This window comes from Streptomyces sp. NPDC096193 (assembly GCF_040302905.1).
Taxonomy (GTDB): Bacteria; Actinomycetota; Actinomycetes; order Streptomycetales; family Streptomycetaceae; genus Streptomyces.
In genome coordinates this window covers 226,247-250,046 of the sequence record NZ_JBEOSJ010000009.1, presented here as the reverse complement: position 1 = coordinate 250,046, position 23,800 = coordinate 226,247, and the positions used below count along the sequence as shown (strand labels likewise).

21 protein-coding genes and 1 tRNA gene are annotated in these 23,800 nt (G+C 71.2%); 13 read left to right on the top strand and 9 right to left on the bottom strand.

The annotated features are described in order from the left end of the window. Window positions 1-162: 162 nt before the first annotated feature. The gene (locus ABTX78_RS16520) at window positions 163-1,773 is read right to left on the bottom strand and encodes a beta-N-acetylhexosaminidase (protein WP_502993887.1); all 1,611 of its coding nucleotides are present in this window, start codon (window positions 1,771-1,773) and stop codon (window positions 163-165) included. A gap of 138 nt (window positions 1,774-1,911) precedes the next feature. On the opposite strand from ABTX78_RS16520, the gene ABTX78_RS16515 reads away from it, so the two are divergent. From ABTX78_RS16515 to glmS, 3 genes are all read left to right on the top strand, one after another. Beyond that, the gene (locus ABTX78_RS16515) at window positions 1,912-2,781 is read left to right on the top strand and encodes a DUF4429 domain-containing protein (RefSeq protein WP_352207493.1); all 870 of its coding nucleotides are present in this window, start codon (window positions 1,912-1,914) and stop codon (window positions 2,779-2,781) included. Between the two features lie 66 nt (window positions 2,782-2,847). After that, a complete protein-coding gene (locus ABTX78_RS16510; protein ID WP_313946196.1) occupies window positions 2,848-3,135 on the top strand; it encodes a hypothetical protein in 288 nt (95 codons plus the stop codon). Between the two features lie 38 nt (window positions 3,136-3,173). After that, window positions 3,174-4,991, top strand: coding sequence for a glutamine--fructose-6-phosphate transaminase (isomerizing) (gene glmS / locus ABTX78_RS16505; protein ID WP_352207475.1), 1,818 nt, complete (start codon window positions 3,174-3,176; stop codon window positions 4,989-4,991). A 145-nt stretch (window positions 4,992-5,136) separates the two neighbouring features. On the opposite strand, the gene ABTX78_RS16500 is transcribed toward glmS, so the two are convergent. Together ABTX78_RS16500 and ABTX78_RS16495 are read right to left on the bottom strand one after the other, a co-directional pair. Then, on the bottom strand, window positions 5,137-5,721 hold the full coding sequence (locus tag ABTX78_RS16500) for an acetate uptake transporter (protein WP_352207474.1): 585 nt from the start codon (window positions 5,719-5,721) through the stop codon (window positions 5,137-5,139). A gap of 163 nt (window positions 5,722-5,884) precedes the next feature. Continuing rightward, window positions 5,885-6,406: a universal stress protein gene (locus ABTX78_RS16495; protein WP_313949001.1), complete on the bottom strand. Its 522-nt coding sequence runs from the start codon at window positions 6,404-6,406 to the stop codon at window positions 5,885-5,887. 379 nt (window positions 6,407-6,785) lie between these two features. Here ABTX78_RS16495 and ABTX78_RS16490 point away from each other — a divergent pair, with 379 nt between their 5' ends. The 4 genes from ABTX78_RS16490 to ABTX78_RS16475 all read left to right on the top strand — a co-directional run bounded on the left by ABTX78_RS16490 (window position 6,786) and on the right by ABTX78_RS16475 (window position 9,506). Continuing rightward, window positions 6,786-7,115: a hypothetical protein gene (locus tag ABTX78_RS16490; RefSeq protein WP_352207473.1), complete on the top strand. Its 330-nt coding sequence runs from the start codon at window positions 6,786-6,788 to the stop codon at window positions 7,113-7,115. A 386-nt stretch (window positions 7,116-7,501) separates the two neighbouring features. Continuing rightward, complete coding sequence (locus tag ABTX78_RS16485; protein ID WP_352207472.1) at window positions 7,502-8,710, top strand: GlxA family transcriptional regulator; 1,209 nt, start codon at window positions 7,502-7,504, stop codon at window positions 8,708-8,710. Window positions 8,711-8,720: 10 nt separating this feature from the next. Further along, entirely contained in the window at window positions 8,721-9,323 is a 603-nt protein-coding gene (orn, locus tag ABTX78_RS16480) for an oligoribonuclease (protein ID WP_352207471.1), read from the top strand. Window positions 9,324-9,433: 110 nt separating this feature from the next. Next, window positions 9,434-9,506 (top strand) — tRNA-His (locus ABTX78_RS16475). Window positions 9,507-9,593: 87 nt separating this feature from the next. Here the strand turns inward: ABTX78_RS16475 and ABTX78_RS16470 are convergent. Then, on the bottom strand, window positions 9,594-10,631 hold the full coding sequence (locus tag ABTX78_RS16470) for a LacI family DNA-binding transcriptional regulator (protein ID WP_352207470.1): 1,038 nt from the start codon (window positions 10,629-10,631) through the stop codon (window positions 9,594-9,596). 239 nt (window positions 10,632-10,870) lie between these two features. On the opposite strand from ABTX78_RS16470, the gene ABTX78_RS16465 reads away from it, so the two are divergent. The 4 genes from ABTX78_RS16465 to ABTX78_RS16450 all read left to right on the top strand — a co-directional run bounded on the left by ABTX78_RS16465 (window position 10,871) and on the right by ABTX78_RS16450 (window position 15,577). Continuing rightward, entirely contained in the window at window positions 10,871-12,181 is a 1,311-nt protein-coding gene (locus tag ABTX78_RS16465; RefSeq protein WP_352207469.1) for an ABC transporter substrate-binding protein, read from the top strand. A 5-nt stretch (window positions 12,182-12,186) separates the two neighbouring features. After that, the gene (locus tag ABTX78_RS16460) at window positions 12,187-13,191 is read left to right on the top strand and encodes a carbohydrate ABC transporter permease (protein WP_352207468.1); all 1,005 of its coding nucleotides are present in this window, start codon (window positions 12,187-12,189) and stop codon (window positions 13,189-13,191) included. Window positions 13,192-13,201: 10 nt separating this feature from the next. Continuing rightward, window positions 13,202-14,056 carry a carbohydrate ABC transporter permease gene (locus tag ABTX78_RS16455; RefSeq protein ID WP_352207467.1) on the top strand — a complete coding sequence of 285 codons (855 nt, stop codon included), beginning with the start codon at window positions 13,202-13,204 and terminating at the stop codon, window positions 14,054-14,056. Window positions 14,057-14,167: 111 nt separating this feature from the next. Continuing rightward, window positions 14,168-15,577: a GH1 family beta-glucosidase gene (locus ABTX78_RS16450; protein WP_352207466.1), complete on the top strand. Its 1,410-nt coding sequence runs from the start codon at window positions 14,168-14,170 to the stop codon at window positions 15,575-15,577. Between the two features lie 199 nt (window positions 15,578-15,776). Here ABTX78_RS16450 and ABTX78_RS16445 read toward each other — a convergent pair whose 3' ends face one another. The 3 genes from ABTX78_RS16445 to ABTX78_RS16435 form a co-directional block, all read right to left on the bottom strand. After that, a complete protein-coding gene (locus ABTX78_RS16445; protein WP_352207465.1) occupies window positions 15,777-17,255 on the bottom strand; it encodes a glycoside hydrolase family 18 protein in 1,479 nt (492 codons plus the stop codon). 131 nt (window positions 17,256-17,386) lie between these two features. Continuing rightward, window positions 17,387-18,814 carry a HAMP domain-containing sensor histidine kinase gene (locus tag ABTX78_RS16440; RefSeq protein ID WP_352207464.1) on the bottom strand — a complete coding sequence of 476 codons (1,428 nt, stop codon included), beginning with the start codon at window positions 18,812-18,814 and terminating at the stop codon, window positions 17,387-17,389. Beyond that, window positions 18,811-19,512 (bottom strand): response regulator transcription factor, encoded by a 702-nt coding sequence (locus ABTX78_RS16435; RefSeq protein ID WP_352207463.1) that lies wholly within the window; start codon window positions 19,510-19,512, stop codon window positions 18,811-18,813. The genes ABTX78_RS16440 and ABTX78_RS16435 overlap by 4 nt, the downstream gene beginning before the upstream one ends. 121 nt (window positions 19,513-19,633) lie before the next feature. On the opposite strand from ABTX78_RS16435, the gene ABTX78_RS16430 reads away from it, so the two are divergent. Further along, entirely contained in the window at window positions 19,634-20,176 is a 543-nt protein-coding gene (locus ABTX78_RS16430; protein WP_352207462.1) for a hypothetical protein, read from the top strand. 80 nt (window positions 20,177-20,256) lie between these two features. Here the strand turns inward: ABTX78_RS16430 and ABTX78_RS16425 are convergent, their stop codons facing one another. Together ABTX78_RS16425 and ABTX78_RS16420 are read right to left on the bottom strand one after the other, a co-directional pair. After that, window positions 20,257-21,132 carry a spermidine synthase gene (locus ABTX78_RS16425; RefSeq protein WP_352207461.1) on the bottom strand — a complete coding sequence of 292 codons (876 nt, stop codon included), beginning with the start codon at window positions 21,130-21,132 and terminating at the stop codon, window positions 20,257-20,259. 187 nt (window positions 21,133-21,319) lie between these two features. After that, a complete protein-coding gene (locus tag ABTX78_RS16420; RefSeq protein ID WP_352207460.1) occupies window positions 21,320-21,775 on the bottom strand; it encodes a hypothetical protein in 456 nt (151 codons plus the stop codon). 240 nt (window positions 21,776-22,015) lie between these two features. On the opposite strand from ABTX78_RS16420, the gene ABTX78_RS16415 reads away from it, so the two are divergent. Next, window positions 22,016-23,398 carry an NsdA family TPR-like regulatory protein gene (locus ABTX78_RS16415; protein WP_352207459.1) on the top strand — a complete coding sequence of 461 codons (1,383 nt, stop codon included), beginning with the start codon at window positions 22,016-22,018 and terminating at the stop codon, window positions 23,396-23,398. Window positions 23,399-23,800: the final 402 nt, after the last annotated feature.

The window sequence follows — 23,800 nt, the reverse complement described above, 5'->3', positions numbered from 1 at the left end:
TCGTTGTAGCGCGGCTCTCGCATCCGGGAGCCACCTGGGTCGGGCCGCGCAAGGACCAGGAGACTTTCGCCAGGCCGTGCGTACATCGCGTACGGTCCCTCCCCGTGCGCCCGCCCTCTCGCCCCTTTCCCTGGCTGCTACGGGCCGGTGTTCCGTTAGGTCCTAGCCGGCCGGCCAGGGCACCTGCGGCGAGCGGTAGTAGTCGATCCCGAGCGCCGTGAACCGCGGCCCCTGCGCCGCGAGGCGCACCTTGTACGTCTCCCAGTCGTGCGTGGACGCCGGTGACCACCCGAGTTCGGCGACGCCGGGCAGCCGCGGGAACGCCATGTACTCGAGGTGGTCGCTGGTGGAGAGCGTCTCCGTCCAGAGCGGCGCCTCGACACCGAGCAGCGCCTGCTGCGGCACTCCGTCCAGGTACGTGGCCGGGTCCCAGTCGTAGGAGCGCCGTACCTCCACGAGTCCCGCCCAGGCCAGGCCGAGCGGCGTGTCCTTGGTGTACTTCATGTCGAGGTAGACCCGGTCCGCGGGCGACAGGATCAGCCGGGTGCCGTTCTTCGCCGCGTCCGCGACCTGCTTGCGTTCGGCGGCGCCCGTCGCGTCGTAGCCCCAGTACTGCGCGACGGCCCCGGCGACCGGCTTCGCTCCGGTCAGCTGGTGCCAGCCGACCACGGTCTTGCCGTACCTCCCCACCACGGCCTGGGCCTTGTCCATGAACGTCACATAGTCCGCGTGGCTCGTGGAGTGCGCCTCGTCACCGCCGATGTGAAGGTAGCGGCCGGGGGTGAGCGCGGCCAGCTCGCGCACCACGTCGTCGACGAAGTCGTACGTCACCGCCTTCGGCGCGCACAGCGAGCTGAAGCCGACGGCCGTGCCGGTGTAGAGCGGGGGCGCGACGCCGTCGCAGTTGAGTTCGGCGTACGAGGCGAGCGCGGAGTTCGTGTGCCCGGGCATGTCGATCTCGGGGACGACCTCGAGGTGGCGGGAGGCGGCGTACGCGACGATCTCGCGGTACTGCGCCTTCGTGTAGTACCCGCCCGGTCCGCCGCCGACCTCGGTGGATCCGCCGTAGGTGGCGAGGCGGGGCCAGGAGTCGACGGCGATGCGCCAGCCCTGGTCGTCCGAGAGGTGCAGATGCAGCTTGTTGATCTTGTAGAGCGCCATCCGGTCGATATAGAGCTTGACCTCATCGACGCTGAAGAAGTGCCGGGCGACATCGAGCATCGCGCCCCGGTAGGCGAATCGCGGGGTGTCGGTGACGGTGCCGCCGGCGACCCGCCAGGGCCCCCGCTGGCGGGTGTCCTTCTCCACGGCGGCGGGCAGGAGCTGACGCAGCGTCTGGACGGCGTGGAAGAGGCCCGCGGGCCTGCGGGCGGTCAGGGTGATCCCGCCGCGCGCGGACTCCAGCCGGTAGCCCTCGTCGCCGAGCGCCCGCTCCGAGGCGCGCAGCCGCAGCCGGATGCCGCCGGGGAGGTTGTCGCGGGTGACGGGCAGCGCGTAGCCGGTCGACGGGCGCAGCAGCCCGGCGAGGTAGTCCCCGATCAGGCGGGCGTCACGGGAGCCGTCGACACGGATGCGGGTGAGGGGGGTGAGCGTGTACGGCGCCCCCGCGGGCCGCACCGACGCGGGCGCCGGGACGATCTGGCCGAGCGGGCGGGCGTCGGGTGCGTGGCCGGCGTGAGCCGGTGCGGGACGGGCGCCGATGCAGCCGAGGCCGGCCGCGCCGACGAGGAGCAGTGCACCGAACAGGCGGGGTAACGTTCCGGGCAGTCTCACGGGCTGGATCCCTTCTCCGGGCGTCGCAACTGTGGTGCCGCACCTCAACTGCACCGAGGTGTAGACCACTTACTACCCGTCGTCGCGGTGACTTCACCCCGCACCGCCGAGGCCGGATGGAACAATCCGGGTATGAGCATGGCGGAAATCATCCAGAAGGACGGCACCTGGACCTTCGACGGGGACACGGTGCGGATCGTGCCCGGCTCCGACAAGAGTGTGAGCCTGCTGCGCAAGACCCTCGGAGAGATCGCCGTCCCGCTGGAGGCGCTCGCCGGGATCTCCTTCGAACCGGGCAAGAAGTCCGGCCGGCTGCGACTGCGGCTGCGGGACGGGGCGGACCCGCTGCTCCAGATCACCCGCGGCACGCTGGACGACGGGTCCGACCCCTACCGGCTGACCGTGGAGAGCGACCGCGGCGGCGTCGCCGAGTACTTCGTGGACGAGGTGCGCAACGCCCTGCTGCTGGACCAGGTCGCCTCCGGGCCGGTGCGGCGCTATCTGCTCGCCGGCCCCGCGCTGCCGCTCACCGTCGGCGCGGGCGACGGCACCGCCACCTTCGACGGTGAGGCGGTCCGCCTCACATGGAACTGGAAGACGGAGGAGTCGAAGTCCTCAGGCGGCACCCGGACCATCCCGCTGGACGACGTCGAGTCGGTGGAGTGGCTGCCGTCCGCCGGGCTGGAGAACGGCTACCTCCGCTTCTCCGTGGCGAAGGCTCCGACCAAGGCCCCGCCGAAGTACGACCCGCACGCCGTCGAGCTGTGGGGCTTTCGCAAGGATCCGCTGATGGCCCTGGTCGCCGCGGCCGTGGTGGCTCGTCTGCCACACCCCTACGCCCCCGCACCCGCCCGTCCGGCGCTCGTGGAGGCCGCCCCCGCTCCCGGCGGCGACGATCATGACGCGCTGCTGAGGCGACTGCGGGAGCTGGCCGATCTGCATCAGGCCGGAATACTGACGGATGACGAGTTCACGACCGCCAAACAGGCCGTTCTGAAGCGTCTGTAACCCTCACCTGCCCGGAATCGGGCAGGATTCTTGCAATAACGGGGAGCGACCCCCCAATATCTACGGGTGCTCGAACCTCGCCAGCCCGGCCGTCTGTCCCACGACGACCTCATCGACCACCTGGTGCGCAGCACCGCGCTCCAGCGCGGTGAGGCGGCCCGGGTGATCCTCGACGTGCTGGCGTACTTCGACGAGAAGACGGAGGAGTTCGTCCGCCGCCGCCACCGTGAGCTGCAGTCGGGTGGCATGGCGAACACGGAGATCTTCGAGCGGATCGCGGCCGAACTGCCGCACCGCGCCGTGGCGCCGCCGGAGCTCTCGCTCCGCCAGCTGCGCCGCATCGTCTATGGCTGACCGCCGGGCACACGGATCTATGGAGGGGCAAGAAGTCTATGTGCGGAATTGTCGGATACATCGGCAAGCGTGATGTGGCACCACTGCTGCTGGAAGGCCTGCAGCGGCTGGAGTACCGGGGTTACGACTCCGCGGGCATCGTGATCACGAGCCCCAAGGCGACCGGCCTGAAGATGGTCAAGGCCAAGGGCCGGGTCCGCGACCTGGAGGCCCGCGTCCCCAAGCGCTTCGCCGGCACCACCGGCATCGCCCACACCCGCTGGGCGACCCACGGCGCCCCCAGCGACATCAACTCGCACCCGCACCTGGACCCCGAGAACAAGGTCGCGGTCGTCCACAACGGCATCGTCGACAACGCCGCCGAGCTGCGCGCGAAGCTGGAGGCTGACGGTGTCGTCTTCGCCTCCGAGACCGACACCGAGGTGCTCACCCACCTGATCGCCCGCTCCCAGGCCGAGACGCTGGAGGAGAAGGTCCGCGAGGCGCTCAAGGTCGTCGAGGGCACATACGGCATCGCCGTCATGCACGCCGACTTCAACGACCGCATCGTGGTGGCCCGCAACGGCTCGCCGGTCGTCCTCGGCATCGGCGAGAAGGAGATGTTCGTCGCCTCCGACGTCGCCGCGCTGATCTCCCACACCCGCCAGATCGTCACCCTCGACGACGGCGAGATGGCCACGCTCAAGGCCGACGACTTCCGCACCTACACGACCTCGGGCACCCGCACGACCGCCACCCCCGAGACCGTCGAGTGGGAGGCCGCCTCCTACGACATGGGCGGCCACGACACGTACATGCACAAGGAGATCTCGGAGCAGTCCGACGCGGTGGACCGTGTCCTGCGCGGCCGCATCGACGAGAAGTTCTCCACCGTGCACCTCGGCGGACTGAACCTGGACGCCCGCGAGGCCCGCGGCATCCGCCGGGTGAAGATCCTCGGCTGCGGCACCTCGTACCACGCGGGCATGATCGGCGCCTCGCTGATCGAGGGCCTCGCCCGGATCCCCGCGGACGCCGAGCCGGCCTCCGAGTTCCGCTACCGCAACCCGGTCGTGGACCCCGACACCCTCTACATCGCCGTCTCCCAGTCCGGCGAGACGTACGACGTGCTGGCGGCCGTGCAGGAGCTCAAGCGCAAGGGCGCCCGCGTCCTCGGCGTGGTCAACGTGGTCGGCTCCGCGATCGCCCGCGAGGCCGACGGCGGCGTGTACGTGCACGCGGGCCCCGAGGTCTGCGTCGTCTCCACCAAGTGCTTCACCAACACCGTGGTCGCCTTCGGGCTGCTCGCCCTGCACCTGGGCCGCATCCGCGACCTGTCCGTCTCCGAGGGCAAGCGGATCATCGAGGGCCTGCGCCGGCTGCCCGAGCAGATCAGCGAGATCCTGGAGAGCGAGGCGGAGATCAAGAAGCTCGCCGAGGAGTACGCGGGCGCCCAGTCGATGATGTTCATCGGCCGGGTGCGCGGCTACCCGGTGGCGCTCGAGGCCTCGCTGAAGCTCAAGGAGATCTCCTACATCCACGCCGAGGCCTACCCGGCCTCCGAGCTCAAGCACGGCCCGCTGGCGCTCATCGAGCCCGCGCTGCCGACGGTCGCGATCGTCCCCGACGACGAACTGCTGGAGAAGAACCGCGCGGCCCTGGAGGAGATCAAGGCCCGCAGCGGCAGGATCCTCGCCGTGGCCCACCGCGAGCAGGAGAAGGCCGACCACACGATCATCGTGCCGAAGAACGAAAACGAGCTGGACCCGATCCTGATGGGCATCCCGCTCCAGCTCTTCGCGTACCACACGGCGCTGGCCATGGGCCGGGACATCGACAAGCCGCGCAACCTGGCGAAGTCCGTCACGGTCGAGTAGTCGGGCAGTCGGGAGCGGCCCCGCCCGGCTCCCCCTGCCCCGGCGCCGTCCGGCCCCGGACACAGGCGGTCCCCCCGCGCAGTCACTGCGCGGGGGGACCGCTCTTTCGTCAGCCGGCGCTGCCCTGACGCCGGCCTGCGCGGCCTCAGCCGGTGGCCGTCACTCCCCGGCCGGCAGCGCGTCCCGAGAAGGCCGGCCACTTGGCGAGCGCGGCCGTCGCGCCGTACCAGGCCGCGAGGCCCGCCACCGCGCCGACCCAGCCGCCCGCCTTGGCGAGCCCGCCGCTCTCGGCAAACGACGCGATGCCGAGCAGCAGCAGCGTGACCGTGAGCAGCCCGTAGACACCCTGGACGAGGAGTCCGCTGCTCGCGGACGCGACGGTGAGGGTCAGCGCCAACAGCGCCCACAACAGCAGGAACAGGCCCGCCGCCTGCGCCGACACCTCGGTGCCGACGCCGGTGCCCCAGGTGAACCAGAAGGCGCCGAGTCCGGCGAACGCGGTGCCGGTACCGGCGCTCCCCGCGCGGAACTCCAGCAGTCCGGCGATGAAGAGGGCGACACCGCCCACCCAGGTCGCGACGGCCGAGGCGTCGGCCGCCGTCACATTGTCGATCACGCCGGTGTGGCCGACGCCGAAAGCCAACAGGGTCAGTCCGAGGGCGAGATGACCGAGAGTCGAGGTCGAGGTCGAGGAGGTGGCAGTGCTTCCCGCGGGAACGACGTTGTCCACGGCGGGCTCCCTTCGTGTCCATGTGCAGTTGTGCTGCTACCCAGCGACCGAGAGATACCCTTCACAAGCGCACAATCCACCTCTACGCACGGGTAGTTTCCGTACAGGCAGGGCGAATTGACCCGGCGTCACCGGTAGAAGGAAGGCGCGGGGCGGACGTTCGTTACGGGATGACGATGACGGGGCGCTGCGCACGCCGTGCGAGCCGTCCGGCCACCGAACCGAAGATGCGGCCGACGATCCCGTGGGTGGAACCGACGACGATGGCGTCGGCCGAGTACTCCCGGCCGACCTCCTCCAGTTCATGGCAGATGTCGCCGCCGCGCTCGACGAGGATCCACGGAACCTCGGTGAGGTAGTCGGCGCAGGCCAGCTCCAGACCGAGGACCTCGGTGCGGTGATCGGGGACGTCCACGAAGACCGGGGGCTCGCAGCCGGCCCAGACGGTGGTCGGCAGGCGGTTCGCCACATGGACGATGATCAGCCCGGAGCCCGAGCGCCGGGCCATGCCGATCGCATAGGCGAGCGCGCGCTCACTGGAGGTCGATCCGTCGAAGCCGACGACGACTCCGTGCCGGAAGGCCGGATCGCAGGCATGGCGTGACTGTTCCGCCGCTTGCAGATCCGACGAGGGGTCGGCTACCTGCTTGCGGTCCGCGGGTTCGGGGATTTCGTGACCGGCCATCGGTGTCTCGGCGAAGAAGGTCCTCATCGGGAGGGAACGACATGGCAACGGAGCTGTGTCCGGGAATCATCTTCCCTGGCCCATACCCCCAAGGGTACGGCGACACTCCTCTCCTGCCCAGGCCCTGCCGCCCCAATCGGGCGTTCCAGGGAGCATGCCCGAGGCCGCCGCGTATGGCAATGCCGCTTGGTGTCTACAGCCGTCCGGACGGGCCGGCGCCGCCGGGCGGTCAAACAGGTCCGCCGACAGGTCCCCGGTGCCGGATCCGGGGCCGCGGTCGCCGCTCGGCCGACGGCCGGGCACCGGGTGCCACAGTGACCGGAATGGTTCGTTCCTCGTTGGCACCGCGGTCACCCCCCGCAGCCTCGAGGGAGCTTCCGTGCCCACACGCCCGTCCGCCCCGTCCGCCCGCGCTCCGCACCCCTCGTCCGAGTCGGCGAGCGACGTGGTCCGCTGGGCCGCCTTCAGCTGCCTTATCGTCCCCGTCGTCCTCGTCGTCTACGGAACGTCCGTCGGCGGGGCCGCCGCGGCCGCCCTCGGCCTCGCCGCCGTCACCGCGGCCTGCCGGATCCTCCTGCGGCACTCCGAGCGGAGCGCGGCACGGGCCCGCGCCGAGAGCCCGGCGCCGGCCCCTCCGCGGCGCGGCCGGCCGGCTGCGGGGGCGCACCGGGGCGCTCGTCACGGCGGAGGTTGTGCGCCCGAAGACTGACCCGTTCGCACGCTCACACCCGTATGATTTCAGCCAACTTCACGCCAGTGGCCCTTCCTTGGGGAAATGGCCTGCCAACCCCCTTGCCACCAGGCAAGAAAGGACCATTCGCGGCGCTTGCACCCTACGGGGACGGGCCATGCGCGTGAGGCGCACTTCCCTGGACGGCCGTCGAGTGGAACGCTTCGTGATCGAATGCTTCGCGCCAAGTTGCCATGTCGACATAGCGGGGCATGGGGAACTTGTCACGTCGGCGCCACGGGACACAGTAGATTCGATCATGAGTATCGAAGGCTCGGGACTCGTGCAAAACCGAGGGGAAACGTGCAGGAGCGAAAGGCCCGAAAAGAACGGGGAGACGCGAACACCGAGGGGGGCTTAGCGTCATGAGTCAGGACTCCGCCGCGCCGGAGGCAGCACGAAAGCTCTCCGGGCGCCGGCGCCGGGAGGTCGTCGCGGTACTGCTGTTCAGCGGTGGCCCCATCTTTGAAAGTTCCATCCCACTCTCGGTGTTCGGAATTGACCGTCAGGACGCCGGAGTTCCTCGCTATCGACTGCTCGTCTGCGCAGGCGAGGAGGGCCCGCTGCGGACCACCGGCGGGCTCGAACTGACCGCACCGTACGGCTTGGAAGCCATCGGCAGAGCAGGAACCGTCGTCGTACCGGCCTGGCGGTCGATCACCTCACCGCCGCCGCCGGAGGCGCTCGACGCGCTGCGCCGCGCGCATGAGGAGGGAGCCCGCATCGTCGGACTGTGCACCGGTGCGTTCGTCCTGGCCGCGGCCGGTCTGCTCGACGGCCGTCCGGCGACCACGCACTGGATGTACGCGCCGACGCTGGCGAAACGGTATCCGTCCGTCCATGTGGATCCGCGCGAGCTCTTCGTCGACGACGGCGATGTGCTCACCTCCGCGGGCACGGCGGCCGGAATCGATCTCTGCCTGCACATCGTGCGCACCGACCACGGCACCGAGGCGGCCGGAGCCCTGGCCCGCCGCCTGGTGGTGCCACCACGGCGCAGCGGCGGGCAGGAACGCTATCTGGACAGGTCTTTACCTGAGGAAATCGGGTCGGACCCGCTGGCCGAGGTCGTCTCGTGGGCGCTGGAGCATCTCCATGAGCAGTTCGACGTGGAGACACTGGCAGCCCGGGCGTACATGAGCAGGCGCACGTTCGACCGGCGATTCCGTTCACTGACCGGCAGCGCGCCGCTGCAGTGGCTGATCACCCAGCGGGTGCTCCAGGCGCAGCGGCTGCTGGAGACGTCCGACTACTCGGTCGACGAGGTGGCGGGCCGCTGCGGCTTCCGCTCCCCCGTCGCACTGCGCGGCCACTTCCGGCGGCAGCTGGGTTCGTCCCCGGCCGCGTACCGGGCCGCCTACCGGGTGCGCCGGCCGCAGAGCGAGCCCCCGCCACCGCCGTCGATGGTGGAGTCGGTCGTTCCCGCCCAGGCCAGGCGTGCGGCAGCGGCGACGGGGCCCTCCGGTCCCAGCGCCACCTCGCCCGCGCCCCCGGAGCTGGGCAAGCCGCCGTCGGAGGCGTACGCGGGGGGCCACGGCCGCCCGAGCCTGCCCGGCCAGCGGAGCGCGCCATAAGGTAGGACGCATGAACGATCGCATGGTGTGGATCGACTGCGAGATGACCGGGCTCTCGTTGACGGATGACGCACTCATCGAGGTGGCCGCACTGGTCACCGACTCGGAACTGAACGTGCTCGGCGACGGGGTGGACATCGTGATCCGCCCTCCGGACGCCGCGCTGGAGACGATGCCCGAGGTGGTGCGCCAGATGCACACCGCCTCGGGTCTCCTCGACGAGCTCGCGGGCGGCACCACGCTCGCAGACGCCGAGGAGCAGGTCCTGGCGTATGTCCGGGGGCATGTGAAGGAGCCCGGCAAGGCCCCTCTGTGCGGCAACTCGGTCGGTACGGACCGCGGCTTCCTGCTGCGCGACATGCCGGCGGTGGAGCAGTACCTGCACTACCGGATCGTCGATGTGTCCTCGGTCAAGGAGCTGGCGCGCCGCTGGTACCCGAGGGCGTACTTCAACAGTCCGGAGAAGAACGGCAACCACCGGGCACTGGCCGACATCCGTGAATCCATCGCGGAGCTGCGCTACTACCGGGAGGCGGTCTTCGTGCCGCAGCCCGGACCGGACTCCGACACGGCGAAGACGATCGCCGCGAAGTACGTCCTGCCTGCGGAGTAGAAGGGAAGCGAGCCCCGGGTGAGCGCCGCCACACGGCGCAACAACCCGGGCGCGAGCACCCTGCCGGACCCTGTACACTTTTTCTCGGCCGGTCGGAAAGACCGGTCGTGGTGGGTATAGCTCAGATGGTAGAGCACCTGGTTGTGGTCCAGGATGTCGCGGGTTCGAGTCCCGTTACTCACCCTTCTCGATCAAGGCCCCGGTCCTCGGACCGGGGCCTTGATCGTTTCCGCGTCCACCGCCGGGTCCCCGGCCGCTCCCGGACCGCGCCTACGACGAGTCGCGCACGATCAGCTCCGTGGGAAGCACGACCTGCGGACACTGGCCCGTCCTGCCGGTGATCTCCTGGAGCAGCAGCTCGGCCATCGTGCGGCCCATCTCCTCGATCGGCTGGCGCACGCTGGTCAGCGGCGGGTCCATGTGGCGCGCCACGGCCGAGTCGTCGAAGCCCACCAGCGCCACGTCGTCGGGTACGCGGCGGCCCGCCTCCCGCAGCACCTGCCGAGCGCCCGCCGCCATCACGTCGGAGGCCGCGAAGACCGCGTCCAGGCCGGGGCAGCGCCGCAGCAGCTCCGCCATGGCACGGCGGCCGCCCTCCTCGGTGAAGTCGGCCGGTGCCGTCAGACCCGGATCCGGCGCCAGGCCGGCCGCCTCCAGTGCCGCGCGGTAGCCCGCCTGGCGGCACTGGGCTCCGTACACGTCCAGGCGGCCGGTGATCGTCGCGATCCGGCGGCGGCCGCGGCCGGCCAGATGCGTCACGGCGGTGTGGGCGCCGCCGAAGTTGTCGGAGTCCACCGCGGCCAGCGTCTCCTCGGCCGACCGCCGGCCGCTGATCACGGCCGGCATGGAGAGCTGCGCCAGCATGTCGGGGATCGGGTCGTCGGCGTGCACGGAGACCAGCAGGACGCCGTCGACCCGGTGGGCGGCCAGATACTGCGCGAGCCGGCGGCGTTCGCGGTCGCCCGCGGCGAGCGTCAGCAGCAGCTGCATCTCGGTCTCGGCGAGCGCCGCCCCCACCCCGCGCACCATGTCGGAGAAGTACGGCTCGGCGAAGAACCGGGCCTCGGGCTCGGGGACGACCAGGGCGATGGAGTCGGTGCGATTGGCGGCCAGGGCGCGGGCCGCGCGGTTGGGCACATAGCCCAGCTCGGCGACGGCGGCCTCGACGGCGGCCCGGGTGGTCTCGCTGACCCGGGGCGAACCGTTGATCACCCGGGAGACCGTGCCCCGTCCCACTCCGGCACGAGCCGCGACCTCTTCGAGCGTGGGCCGGCCGGTGCCCCGCCCGCCGTTCCGCGTACGGATCATCCGAGACACCATGTCCGCCTCCCCAGGGCTTCCTGGTCCGAAAACATAACGGGTCGGGTGTCTTGACACCCCCTCAGGGAGCCGCGACCCTTCAACACATCACGCATGGGAGCGCTCCCACCGTACCGGACTCATACACAACCCGCACCTTCCCCGCCCGGGCCGCTCGGCATCAACGGGTCTGCTTCGCAGGCCCGTTGGCCGGCGGGCCCGGCGCCTCGGGGCACAAGGAGGACGCAATGCGCAGGGCAGTCATCCTCGCGGTCGTCGCCGCGCTCGGGGCCGGTCTGTTGGCCGGCTGTGCCGAGGACAGCGACGATCCCGCCGGCAGCTCGTCCGACGACGGCGGTGGGGGCAAGGGCAGGACGACACTGACGGTCGGGGTCTTCGGCGCCTTCGGTCTCAAGGAGGCCGGGCTCTACGACGAGTACATGAAGCTCAACAAGAACATCGTCATCAAGCAGACGTCGATCGAGCGGAACGAGAACTACTACCCACAGCTGCTCACCCACCTCGGCAGCGGCAGCGGACTGGCCGACATCCAGGCGGTCGAGGTCAACAACATCGCCGAGATCACCGCGACGCAGTCCGGCAAGCTGGTCGACCTGGGCAAGACGGCGGGCGTGCAGAAGGACGCCTTCCTGCCCTGGAAGTGGGAGCAGGCGACCAAGGACGGCAAGACGATCGGCCTCGGCACCGACATAGGCCCGCAGGGCATCTGCTACCGCAAGGACCTCTTCGCCAAGGCCGGACTGCCCAGCGACCGTGAGGCGGTCGGCAAGCTGTGGGCGGGCGACTGGAACAAGTACCTGGCCGCAGGCAAGCAGTTCAAAGCCAAGGCGCCCAAGGGCACCTCCTTCGTCGACTCCGCCTCCGGGGTGATGGCGGCGATCACCGGCAGCAACGAGAACCGTTTCTACGACCAGGACGGCAAGATCGTCTACAAGACGAACCCGGCCGTGAAGGAGGCCTGGGACATCGCGGCGGAGTTCGCCTCCGCCGGACTGACCGGCAAACTCCAGCAGTTCACCCCCGCCTGGGACCAGGGCTACGCGAACGGCACCTTCGCGACCGTGTCCTGCCCGGCCTGGATGCTCGGCTACATCCAGGACAAGGCGGGAGCCGCGGGCAAGGACAAGTGGGACGTGGCCGCGGCGCCGAGGCCCAGCAACTGGGGCGGCTCCTTCCTCACCGTCCCCTCGGCGGGGAAGAACACCGAGGAGGCCGCCGAGCTCGCGGCCTGGCTGACCGCCCCGGCGCAGCAGGCGAAGCTGTTCGCCAAGCGCGGCAGCTTCCCGAGCGCCCAGGCGGCGTACTCCCTGCCGGAGGTCGCGGGCGCCGAGCACGCCTACTTCGGCAACGCGCCCATCGGGCAGATCTTCTCGAAGGCCGCCAAGGGTGTGCCGGTCCAGATCCTCGGACCGAAGGACCTGATCATCGCGCAGAACCTGGCCGACATCGGGATGCTCCAGGTCGACCAGAAGGGCCGTTCCTCGCAGCAGGGCTGGGACGCGGCCGTCAAGGCGATCGACAACGCGCTGGACCAGTGACCGGTATGGCAAGTGACGCACCGGCCGCCGCGCCCTCCCTGGGGGAGGAGGGCGCGGCCCGGCGCCCGCCCGGGAAGGCGGGGCACGACGAGCGACGGCGGGCACGGCGCAGCCGCCGTTACCGGCAGGACGTGCGGTGGAGCCCGTACGCCTTCGTCGCGCCGTTCTTCCTCTTCTTCCTGGCCTTCGGGCTCTTCCCGCTCCTCTACACCGGCTGGGCCTCGCTGCACCGGGTCGAGCTGACGGCGCCCACCGACATGGAGTGGGTGGGGCTGCGGAACTTCTCGCGGCTGCTGGAGGACGAGTTCTTCTGGAACGCGCTCCAGAACACCGTCACGATCGGGCTGATCTCCACGGTTCCCCAGCTGCTGATCGCTCTCGGCATCGCGCATCTGCTCAACTACCGGCTGCGCGGATCGATGTTCTTCCGGGTGGCGGCGCTGACGCCGTACGCGACCTCGGTCGCCGCGGCCACCCTCGTCTTCGTGCTGCTCTTCGGGCGCGACTACGGAATGATCAACTGGGCGCTGGGGATGGTGGGTTTCGACCACATCGACTGGCAGAACGGCCGGTGGACCTCGCAGCTCGCCGTGTCCACCATCGTGATCTGGCGCTGGACCGGGTACAACGCACTGATCTATCTGGCCGCGATGCAGGCCATCCCGAACGACCTGTACGAGTCGGCGGCACTGGACGGGGCCTCGCGCTGGCAGCAGTTCCTCCATGTCACGGTCCCCTCGCTGCGGCCGACGATCCTGTTCACCTGTGTGGTCTCGACGATCGGCGCGACGCAGCTGTTCGGCGAGCCGTTGCTGTTCAACGGCGGTGCGGGCGCGACCGGCGGCGCCGACCACCAGTTCCAGACCCTCGGCCTGTATCTGTACGAGCAGGGCTGGGTGAACCTTCATCTGGGCCGCGCCTCGGCGATCGCCTGGGCGATGTTCCTGATCCTGCTGGTGATCGGCGCGGTCAACTGGCTGCTCGCCCGGCGTCTGAGCAAGAGTGCGTGAGGGGACGGCCATGACGAATCCGCTGAGCGCCAAGCGTGCCGGACGCCAGTTCCACGGCGGCCGGATCACCCATGCCGTCCTGATCGTCTTCACCATCGGTTCGCTGTTCCCACTGGTGTGGACGGCGGTGGCGGCGTCCAGGAACAACTCCCGTCTCGCGCAGACTCCCCCGCCCTTCTGGTTCGGCGGCAATCTCTTCAAGAACCTGGAGATCGCCTGGACCGACGCCAACATGGGCGCGGCTCTGCTCAACACCACCATCGTCGCGGGCTCGATCGCCGCGGGGACGGTGCTCTTCTCCACCCTCGCCGGCTTCGCCTTCGCCAAACTGCGGTTCCGGTTCAAGAACTTCCTGCTGCTGCTGGTGATCGGCACGATGATGGTGCCGCCGCAGCTCAGCGTCGTACCGCTGTACATGCTCATCGCCGAACTGTCCTGGACCGACCAGTTGCAGTCCGTCATCCTGCCCACGCTGGTGAGCGCCTTCGGGGTGTTCTTCATGCGCCAGTACCTCGTGGAGGCGCTGCCCACCGAGCTGATCGAGGCGGCCCGGGTGGACGGTGCGAACAGCTGGCGTGTGGTGTGGCACATCGTCTTCCCGGCGGCGCGGCCGGCGATGGCGGTGCTGGGGATGCTCACCTTCGTGATGGCCTGGAACGACTTCTTCTGGCCGATCATCGCGCTGACCCAGAACGGCAGTCCGACCGTGCAGGTCGCCCTGACCGGGCTCGGCCGCGGCTACATCCCCGACCAGTCGGTGATCATGGCGGGCGCGCTGCTGGGCACGCTGCCGCTGCTCATCGCCTTCGTCGTCTTCGGCAAGCACATCGTCGGCGGCATCATGCAGGGCGCCGTCAAGGGCTGAGCCAGGCCTGAAGCGTCAGGGGCTGAAGCGTCACGGGCTGAAGCCGGGCAGGGCCCCGCCGTTCCCCTTCTGCCGTCCTCCCGTTCCTCCATCCATGTTGGGAGCTCATCCATGTCCGTCAGCTTTCCGCCCGGATTCCTGTGGGGCACCGCGACCGCCGCGTACCAGATCGAGGGCGCCGTGCGTGAGGGCGGCCGTACGGCGTCGATCTGGGACACCTTCAGTCACACGCCGGGCCGGACCGAGAACGGGGACACCGGCGACATCGCCACGGACCACTTCCACCGCCGTGCCGAGGACGTGCGGCTGATGGCGGACCTGGGGGTGGGCGCCTACCGCTTCTCGGTCTCCTGGCCGCGTGTGCAGCCCACCGGCCGCGGCCCCGCCGTCCAGCGGGGCCTCGACTTCTACCGCGCTCTCGTCGACGATCTGCTCGACCACGGCATCCGTCCGGTGCTCACGCTCTACCACTGGGATCTTCCCCAGGAGCTGGAGTCGGCGGGCGGCTGGCCCGAGCGGGAGACGGCGTACCGGTTCGCCGATTACGCCGGGATCGTGGCCGGGGCGCTCGGTGACCGGGTGGATCTGTGGACCACCCTCAACGAGCCCTGGTGCAGCGCCTTTCTGGGTTACGGCTCCGGTGTGCACGCCCCCGGCCGCACCGATCCGGTGGCCGCCCTGCGGGCCGCGCACCATCTCAACCTGGGCCATGGCCTCGCCGCCCAGGCGCTGCGCTCCTCTCTGCCCGCCGACGCGCAGCTCTCCATCAGCCTCAATCCGAGCGTCGTCCGGCCGCTGAGCCGGCGCCCCGAGGACCTGGACGCGGCGCGCCGCATCGACGCGCTGGCGAACCGGGTGTTCGCCGATCCGCTGCTCCGGGGCTCCTACCCGGAGGACCTTGTCGCGGACACGGCGCGGCTCACCGACTGGTCCTTCGTCCACGACGGCGACACCACGGCGATCCGGCAGCCCCTGGACTGGCTGGGACTGAACTACTACGCCCCGGCGCTGGTGTCGGCCACCGACGGCGGCACCGCCGAGCGCAACGACGGCCACGGTGCGAGCGAGCACTCCCCCTGGCCGGGCGCCGACGCCGTCGCCTTCCACCAACCGCCCGGCGAACGCACCGAGATGGGCTGGTCCATCGACCCGACGGGACTGTACGACCTGCTGATGACCTATACGCACAAGGCGTCGGGCGTGCCGTTGATGATCACCGAGAACGGAGCCGCCTGCGACGACAAGCCGGCCGCCGACGGCACGGTCCACGACCCCGAACGTATCGCCTATCTGCACGGCCACCTCGCGGCGGTGCACCGGGCGATCGCCGACGGAGCCGATGTGCGCGGCTACTTCCTCTGGTCCCTGCTGGACAACTTCGAGTGGTCCTACGGCTACAGCAAGCGCTTCGGCGCGGTGTACGTGGACTACGAGACCCAGGTCCGTACGCCCAAGTCGAGCGCGCGCTGGTACGCGGAGGTGGCGCGGACGGGGGCGCTGCCGGGGGCGTCCCCGGCCTGACCGTACGCGGCGGGCATCCCGCCGCGTCTCGCCGAACCCGTCTTCACCGAGGCGGAGTTCACCCGGGGTCGAGGACCCCGGCCTTCGAGCGCGCCGTCGCCGTCCTCGGCCGCCGCGCCGACCTCCTGCCCCGGAGACAAGGCACGTCCCGGCCGGGTGGGGGGTGTCCGGCCGGGACGTGGGCGGGGGGAAGGGCGGCTCACTTGTAGGCGGCGAACGCCTTCGTGAAGGCCAGCGGCTGCTGGAGGATCGAGCTGCAGGTCGCGTCGGCGGCCGGCTTCTCACCGCCGGGGCACTGCTTGTCACGGGTCGAGGACCACATCGACAGCCAGCCCATGTCCTTGGACTTCGCGAACTCGACCAGCTGCGTCGCGTCCTCGACCGTGAAGATCTCGGTCACGACGTCGTTGACACCGATCATCGGGGTCACGGCGACGGCCTTCCAGGCAGCCGCGTCGGAGAGCCCGAGGACACCCTTGATCTGAGCCTGGGTCGCGGTCGCGGCCTGGATCGCGTACTCGCCCATGTCACCGCTGTAGGCCGGTCCGTAGTCCATTGCCATGATGTTCACGGCCGAGATCTTCACGCCGTTCTTCTTGGCGTCGGCGAGCAGGTCCACGCCCGGCTGGGTCAGACCCTCGGGCATGACCGGCAGGGTGAAGGAGACGTCCAGTCCCGGGTGCGCCTTCTGGAGCTGGGTGATCGCCTGCGAGCGGCGGGTGTTGGCCGCGCTGTCCGGCAGGGCCGCGCCCTCGATGTCGAAGTCGACCTTGGTGAGCTTGTAGGCGTCGACGACCTTGCCGTACGCCTTCGCCAGCTCGTCCGCCGAGGAGCAGTTCAGGCCCAGTTCGGAGCCCGCGGCGCCGCCGAAGGAGACCCGTACGTCACCGCCCTTGGCGCGCAGGGCGCCTATCTGGTTCGCGACGGCGTTGCTGGTGAGGTCGGTGACTCCGCCCCACAGTGGGGCGCAGCCGCCGCCGGAGGTGATGAAGGCGAGGTTGAACTCCTTGACTCCGGTCCGGGTGACCGTGTCGAGCATGTCGTACGACGGGAAGAGCGAGGTGTCGATGTACGGGGCGTAGCCCGCGCTCGCCCTGGTGCCGCCGTCGGAGGTCTCGCTGGGCGTCGGGGTGGGCGTCGCCGTCTTGGTGGGGGTCGGGGTCGCCGGCTCGGTGGCCGTGGGGGTGGGCTTCGGCTGCTCGGTGGGCCGGCCGCTCGGCTGGGGGGTGGCGCCGGTGTCGAGGGAGCAGGGGGCATTGTTGATGCGACAGGCCGTCGGGTCGGCGGCCGTGGACGTGCCGCTCGCGGAGGTGACGAAGCCGACGGTCACCGTCTTGCCGGGGGCGAGTTCCTTGTTCCAGGCGGAGGGCTTCACGGTGACGTGCCGCCCGTCGACGCTGTGCTCGCCGTTCCACAGGGAGCTCACCGTGGTCCCGGCGGGGAGGTCGAATTCGAGCGTCCAGCCGGACTGGGCCTTGTCGGTGTCATTGGTGATGACGTACTGACCGGTGTAGCCGCCCGTCCAGGAGCTGGTCTTGGTGTACGCGGCGCCGACCGCGGCGGCCTGGGCCGTGCCCGTCAGAGCGAACGCGGCGCCGCCGGCGACCGCGGCCGCGACGAGCGCGCCGGCTGCCTTGGTCCTGCCGCTCGCCGTGCGCCGGTGCGTACTACTGCCCATTGCGTGCCTGCCTCTGTCTTACGGAAGTGGGGGGTGTGGCAGCACGCTAGCGATACCGGAACGGACAATTGACCGGTTCTGGGCGGGGTCCGACCTTCTTATGGCGCCGTTAAGGAAGGCATCGGAACCGATTAATGGTCGGGGCCGCCGACCCGGGAGTGCGAGCGGGAAAGGCCCCGCCTGCGCCGCCGTTCGGTGCCGCGGTGGCCCCTGCGGCGCTCGCCCTGGGCGCCCTGGCGGGGGCCGAGCCCGAGCCACAGCCGCACCTCCGTGCCGCCGAGCACCGAGCTGCCTATCCGTACGTCCCCGCCTGTCGACTCGGCGACCCTGCGCACGATGTCGAGGCCGAGGCCCGTCGAGCCGTCCCGGCCGCCGCTGTTGCCCCGGGCCATCGCGGCCTCCGGGTCGGTGATGCCCGCCCCGGCGTCGGAGACGAGCACGATGACGGCGTCGTCGCCGTTGTGCACATCGACGGAGAAGGCCGTGCCCTCGGGGGTGTGCCGGAAGACGTTGCCGAGCAACGCGTCGAGGGCGGCGGCCAGTTCGGGACGGGCGACCGGGATGCGTACGGGACGGTCGACGCCCGCGACCCGCACCTTGCGGCCCTCGTCCTCCGCCAGCGCCGACCAGAAGTCCATGCGTTCGCGGACGACTTCGGAGACGTCGCAGCCGGCTCCCGGCCCGTTGGCGACGGTCTGCGGTTTGGCCTCGCGCGCGGTGCGGATGATCGTGTCGACCTCCCGCTCCAGCTGCTCGACGGCGGTCCTGGTCTGCTCGGCCGCCGGGCCCTCGCCCAGCGAGGCCGCGTTGAGGCGCAGCACCGTCAGCGGGGTGCGCAGCCGGTGCGAGAGATCGGCCGCGAGCTCCCGCTCGTTGGCGAGGAGCTGGACGACCTGGTCGGCCATGGCGTTGAACGCGATCGCGGCCGACCGCAGTTCGGTCGGGCCCTCCTCGGGGACCCTGGCCCCCAGCCTCCCCTCGCCGAGGTCGTGGGCCGCGCCCGCGAGCCGCTGCGCGGGCGTCACCATACGGCTGCCGAGCCGGTCGGCGACCGCGACCGAACCGATGATCAGGGCGATGCCGACGCCGCCGAGGACCAGCCAGGCGGTGCCGACGCCGTTGGAGACCTCGTCCTCGGGCACGAACACCTCGACGACCGCGATCTGGCCGGTGCCGATGGCGGTGGGCTGCAACAGGGCGGAGCCGCCGCGTACTTCGGTGACGGAGGCGCGGCCGAGCCGCTGGGTGGTGGCGAGATCGGCCGTCGCGGCCCGGCGGATGCCGATGTCGACGGGCACGCTGCCGGGTTCACCGGAGGCCGGGACGTGCACGGCCATCCGGCCCGCCGCGCCGGCCTGGGTCGACATCACGGCCCGCTCCAGCGGGTCACGCTCGGCGGTGATGGAGAGGGTGGGGCCGATGGCGGCGGCCTGGCGCTCGGCGTTGGAGAAGGCGCGGTCGCTGGCCATCTCCTTGATGACGAGCCCGAGCGGTACGGCGAAGGCCACCACGACCATCGCCGTGACGGCCAGCGAGACCTTGACGAGTGCCCATCTCATCGCTCATGTCCGTTCGGCGGTTCCAGCTTCACTCCGACACCCCGCAGCGTGTGCAGATAGCGGGGCCGTGCCGCGGTCTCACCGAGCTTGCGCCGCAGCCAGCTCAGATGGACGTCGATGGTCTGGTCGTCGCCGTAGCTCTGTTGCCAGACCTCGGCCAGGAGTTCCTTGCGCGGGACGACGACTCCGGGGCGGCCGGCCAGAAAGGCCAGCAGGTCGAACTCCCGGCGGGTCAGGTCCAGTGCGGCGCCGTCCAGCTCGGCCTGGCGGCGCAGCGGGTCGATGGACAGCCCGCCGACCTGGATCACGCGCGAAGGCGGTACGTCCCCGGCGGCGACCCGCGAGCGGCGCAGCACGGCGGCCATCCGCGCGGACAGGTGCTCCACGGAGAAAGGCTTGATGAGGTAGTCGTCGGCGCCGTCGTTGAGCAGCCGGACGATCTCGGTCTCGTCGTCCCGCGCGGTCGCGATGATCACCGGTACGTCGGTGATGCCGCGCAGCATCTTCAGCGCCTCGGCCCCGTCCAGGTCGGGCAGACCGAGGTCGAGAATGACCACGTCGAAGCGGAAATGGGCCACCTCGCGCAGCGCCTCCAGGGCCGTGCCGACGCTCCGTACGGTGTGGGAGGCCTCGGTCAAGTGCCGGATGAGGGCGGAGCGCACGAACTGGTCGTCCTCGACCACGAGCACACTTGCCATGGGCGGCACCGTACGCCATACGGAGTACCGCGGTCGCCATCCGGAGCAGCTCGCTCACGATCCGGAACGGCTCGGTCCTCTCCGGGACACGGGTGGGGCGCGTGGTGCAGTATGGGCAACGATGCGTAGAGGACTTGTACATGCCATGGCGTGGTCGCTGTCCACCGGGGCGGCGGTCACGCTGTCGTGGTGGGGCGTCCACACGGTGATGTCCGGGACCGCGTACGACCGGCCGCTCGCGCTGCCGATCAGCGCGGACACCGCGACCACGCAGGGCTCGAAGCCGCAGGCCTCGCCGACGGAGCAGCCGCCCGCACGGACCACGAGTCCCAGCCCGCCGAAGGAGCGGAAGCGGAGTCCGTCGACCACGCCGTCGGCGGAAAAGCCCGAGAAGTCCGAAGCGCCCCCGTCCGCTTCACCGCCGCAGCAGTCCGCCCCGGCGGGCAGCGTGAAGGGCTACACGGTCGACGGCGGCCGGGTGGTGTTCGACATCCGCGACACCTACGCGGAGCTGGCGTCGGCGACGCCCGACGCGGGCTGGCAGATGCAGGTGTGGAAGCAACCGGAATGGATCCGGGTGACGTTCACCAAGGACGGGCGGGAGTCGTCGGTGTTCTGCACCTGGAACGGCCATCCGCCGATGGTGGAGTTCGACAAGCGCTGAGCGCGGTGCGATGGTTGCCGCGGTCGACCGGTTCGCCCGCGCCCGCTTCGCCGCGGATCGCGCCGCCACCCGCCTCGCGCTCAGCGGAAGACGGCGGGCGGAGGCGCCGGGGAGGGCTTCGCGCTCGCGTCGGTGACCGCGGCCGCGCCTCCCGTGAAGTCCACGAGTTCCTTGCCGTGGGCGACCCGGCCGGGATGCGGGTCGCTCGCGACGCGGCGGGTGAACTCGGCGACGGGCAAGGGGACGTCCGAGGCCAGCAGTACGGCGTTGCCGAACCGGCGGCCGCGGAAGACCGTCGGGTCGGCGGCGAGCGCCAGTTCGGGGAACAGGCCCGCGGCGGTGGCGACCTGGGCTCGCAGGTGCGCGAGGGGTGGACCGTCGGCGAGGTTCGCCGCGTAGTGCCCGCCGGGCCGCAGGACACGGCGGACATCGGCGAGGAACTCCGTACTGGTCAGATGCGCGGGGGTGCGGGCGCCGCCGAACACATCCGCGATGACCAGATCCGCCCAGCCGTCCGGCACCTTGGCGAGCCCGGCGCGGGCGTCGCCGGACCGTACGCGTATCCGGGCGCTGGGCTCCAACGGCAGGTGTGAGCGCACCAGTTGCACCAGGGGTCCGTCGAGCTCCACCACCTGCTGGGTGGAACGGGGGCGGGTCGCCGCGACATAGCGGGCGAGCGTGAAGGCCCCGCCGCCCAGGTGGACGACCTGAAGGGGCCGGCCCGGGGGCGCCACGAGATCGACGACATGGCCGAGGCGGCGCTGGTACTCGAAGGACAGGTGCGCCGGATCGTCGAGGTCCACGTGCGACTGGGGCGCGCCGTCGATGAGCAGCGACCAGGCACGCGGACGCTCGCGGTCTGGTATCAGCTCCGCGAGTCCGCCGTCGACCTGCGCGACGACGGGCTCGGGGCTGCCGGCACCGCCCCCGCCCCTGTTCCGCCTGCTCTTCGCCATCCCTCCATTATCGGGGCCCGCCGGGAGGTCGGCGCCTGCGGTCGCGGTGGCGCCTGGGGTGGTGATGCCTGCTGTGCAGTGGCGCTTGCGATGCGGCTTGCGGTGCGGTGCGGTGCGGTGCGGCTTGCGGTCGGTTGTCGGCGAGGGCGTGCGGGGTGCGGGGTGCGGAGGGCTTCCGCGGGGCCCGCTACCGGCGACTGTCCGCCGCTTCGATCAGCCGGGCCGCCTCGCCCAGCGCCTCGCGCAGCACCTCCGGGTCCGTGACCTCGTCCGCGTCACCCGGCGGCAGCAGCCAGCCGCTGCCGCGCACCGGAGGTTCGGCGGGGATTCGCAGCCCCCGGCCGGCCGTCTGCGTGCACGCGCTGCCCGGCATGTCCCAGCCGTCGGCCGTGCCCGGCGGAACCAGAAAGCCGAGCGTGCCGCACTCACCGTCGTGGAGCACCGGCCCGACGGCCGGGGCCGCGGTGCGGCGCAGGATGTCGACCGCCTCCAGGCCCTGGCGTGCCGGGACCGTCACCAGGTCGCAGCCGCCGTCCGGGCCGTCGCCGCCCGCCGGGGGGCTGGCGTCCGGGCTGGGCAGGTGCCGAGCCGTCGTCGCAGATGTCGCAGGCGCCCGGACGCCGCCGTTGGCGCTGGTCTCCATGCCGACCTCCAACAAGGGGATCGCCTCCTCGCTCGAGTGGAAGCACGTACCGAGCCTCCATGGAGTTCAACGCCCGTACGCGTCAAGGGCTACGGCGGCACGCCGCCGCAAAGGGTGGCACTTCATGGCAGATCGCGGGTGAGTTATCCCTTTTGTAGGCAAACCCTGTGTGTACGGGTCGTCACAGCAGGTACGTTCTTGCTCCGCCGGAACACGGCTGCACCAAGAGAGGGCTCGGCCATGCCGTCGTCGTCACAGGCATCACGGGCAGTTCCCAACCTCGCCTTCCGACGATTGCGTGGGCAGCGATCGCCGGGGGAGTTCGCCGCGGCCGTACGCAAGGCGGCGCGGGAGATCGGCGAGCAGGTCTCCTGCGACGCCCGCTACATCGGGCGCGTGGAGGCGGGCGAGATCCGTTGCCCCAACTACGCGTACGAGCGGGTTTTCCTCCATATGTTTCCCGGTCTCGCCCTGGGGGACCTGGGGTTCGCGGCACGGGAGCAGGTGCGGGGCGGGGCCCGGTGCCGGCCGCGCGAACAGGCTCTGGACACAAGGGCCTTCGGCTTCGCCGCCACGACTTACACCGACACCGACACCGACGAGGAGAGCGACGTGCTGCGTCGCGCATTCATGACGAGCGGCACCGCCACGGCGGCGGCCGCGTCCCTGGGGCTGAGCTCCATGGCCGTGCCCTCGCAGGGCCGCCGCAGAGTCGGCGAGCCGGAGGTCAAAGCCGTCGAGGAGGCGGTACGGCACATCCGGCTGCTCGACGACCGGCACGGCGCGGACGGCCTGTACCGGCGTGCCGCGCAGCCGCTGCGGGCGGCCTACGCGTTGCTCGACGCGGGGATCGCCGCCCGGCGCTCGACCACGGACCGGCTCCACTCCGGCGCCGGTGAACTGGCCATCTCCGTGGGGTGGCTGGCCCACGACTCGGGCCGGTTCGACGACGCGCGGTCGCACTACGCGGAGGCGCTGGCGACGGCGCGGGTGGCCGGGGACGCGGCGCTGGAGGCGCACGCGTTCTGCAACACGTCGTTCCTGGCGAGGGATACGGGCCGGCCCCGTGAAGCCGTCCGCTCCGCACAGGCAGGCCTGCGCGCGGCCGGGCACCTGGCGTCGCCGCGGCTGCTGGCGCTGCTCTCGCTGCGGGAGGCGGGGGGCTGGGCGGGGCTGGGGGACCGTGCGGGTTGCGAGCAGGCACTGACTCGGGCGCACACGTACTTCGACCGGGGGGCGGAAGCGGGAGCGGGAGCGGCGGATCCGGAGTGGATGTCGTTCTTCGGCGAACCGGAGCTGGAGTCGCTGCAGGCGCAGTGCTGGGCGACGCTGGGCGACTGGCCGCGCGCGATCCGCCACGCACGCCGTGCGGCGACGCTCCAGGACCGCCGCTTCACCCGCAACCTCGCGCTGTACCGCGCGGAACTGGCGACGGACCTGGCCCACGGGGGCAACCCGGACGAGTCGGCGGCGGCGGCGGAGGAGGCGCTTGATGTCCTGGACGGGGTGCAGTCGGCGCGCGTCCAGGCGCTGCTGTCCGCGACGGCGAGGACGCTGAGGGGGCATCGGGGGGTACGGGGGGTGGGGGCGTTTTTGCGGCGGTACGAGGGGGTGCGGGTGTAGGGGCGGGCGGGGCGGTTGAGCCTCGGGGGGTTGTTGGCGTGGGCCGGGTGCGGGTGCGGGTGCCGGTGCTTGAGCCTCGGGGCCTTGTTCGGCGTCGGGTCCGGGTGCCGGTGCTTGAGCCTCGGGGCCTTGTTCGGCGTCGGGTGCGGGTGCCGGTGCCTGAGCCTCGGGGCCTTGTTCGGCGTCGGGTCCGGGGGCCCTCCGGGCTCGACTCCTCGGGGTCGGCGGCCTACAGCCCCGTTGCATTGATCACCCGGGTCCTGCCGCCGATCCCCTGCGGGGCCGACCCTGCACGCCCCCTCCCAGAGGCGGGGGTCACGGGCCTCGCGCCCCTGTCCGGCGTCGGTTCCGGGGGCGGGGTTATGGGCCTCGGGGCCTTGTTCGGCGTCGGGTCCGGGGGCC

Coding starts and splice junctions, on each gene's coding strand:
- ABTX78_RS16515 (WP_352207493.1), top strand. CDS start 1,912: ATGGCGGAAATCATCCAGAAGGACGGCACCTGGACCTTCGACGGGGAC.
- glmS (WP_352207475.1), top strand. CDS start 3,174: ATGTGCGGAATTGTCGGATACATCGGCAAGCGTGATGTGGCACCACTG.
- ABTX78_RS16495 (WP_313949001.1), bottom strand. CDS start 6,406: ATGGCCGGTCACGAAATCCCCGAACCCGCGGACCGCAAGCAGGTAGCC.
- ABTX78_RS16485 (WP_352207472.1), top strand. CDS start 7,502: ATGAGTCAGGACTCCGCCGCGCCGGAGGCAGCACGAAAGCTCTCCGGG.
- orn (WP_352207471.1), top strand. CDS start 8,721: ATGAACGATCGCATGGTGTGGATCGACTGCGAGATGACCGGGCTCTCG.
- ABTX78_RS16470 (WP_352207470.1), bottom strand. CDS start 10,631: ATGATCCGTACGCGGAACGGCGGGCGGGGCACCGGCCGGCCCACGCTC.
- ABTX78_RS16465 (WP_352207469.1), top strand. CDS start 10,871: ATGCGCAGGGCAGTCATCCTCGCGGTCGTCGCCGCGCTCGGGGCCGGT.
- ABTX78_RS16460 (WP_352207468.1), top strand. CDS start 12,187: ATGGCAAGTGACGCACCGGCCGCCGCGCCCTCCCTGGGGGAGGAGGGC.
- ABTX78_RS16455 (WP_352207467.1), top strand. CDS start 13,202: ATGACGAATCCGCTGAGCGCCAAGCGTGCCGGACGCCAGTTCCACGGC.
- ABTX78_RS16450 (WP_352207466.1), top strand. CDS start 14,168: ATGTCCGTCAGCTTTCCGCCCGGATTCCTGTGGGGCACCGCGACCGCC.
- ABTX78_RS16445 (WP_352207465.1), bottom strand. CDS start 17,255: ATGGGCAGTAGTACGCACCGGCGCACGGCGAGCGGCAGGACCAAGGCA.
- ABTX78_RS16440 (WP_352207464.1), bottom strand. CDS start 18,814: ATGAGATGGGCACTCGTCAAGGTCTCGCTGGCCGTCACGGCGATGGTC.
- ABTX78_RS16435 (WP_352207463.1), bottom strand. CDS start 19,512: ATGGCAAGTGTGCTCGTGGTCGAGGACGACCAGTTCGTGCGCTCCGCC.
- ABTX78_RS16430 (WP_352207462.1), top strand. CDS start 19,634: ATGCGTAGAGGACTTGTACATGCCATGGCGTGGTCGCTGTCCACCGGG.
- ABTX78_RS16425 (WP_352207461.1), bottom strand. CDS start 21,132: ATGGCGAAGAGCAGGCGGAACAGGGGCGGGGGCGGTGCCGGCAGCCCC.
- ABTX78_RS16420 (WP_352207460.1), bottom strand. CDS start 21,775: ATGGAGACCAGCGCCAACGGCGGCGTCCGGGCGCCTGCGACATCTGCG.
- ABTX78_RS16415 (WP_352207459.1), top strand. CDS start 22,016: ATGCCGTCGTCGTCACAGGCATCACGGGCAGTTCCCAACCTCGCCTTC.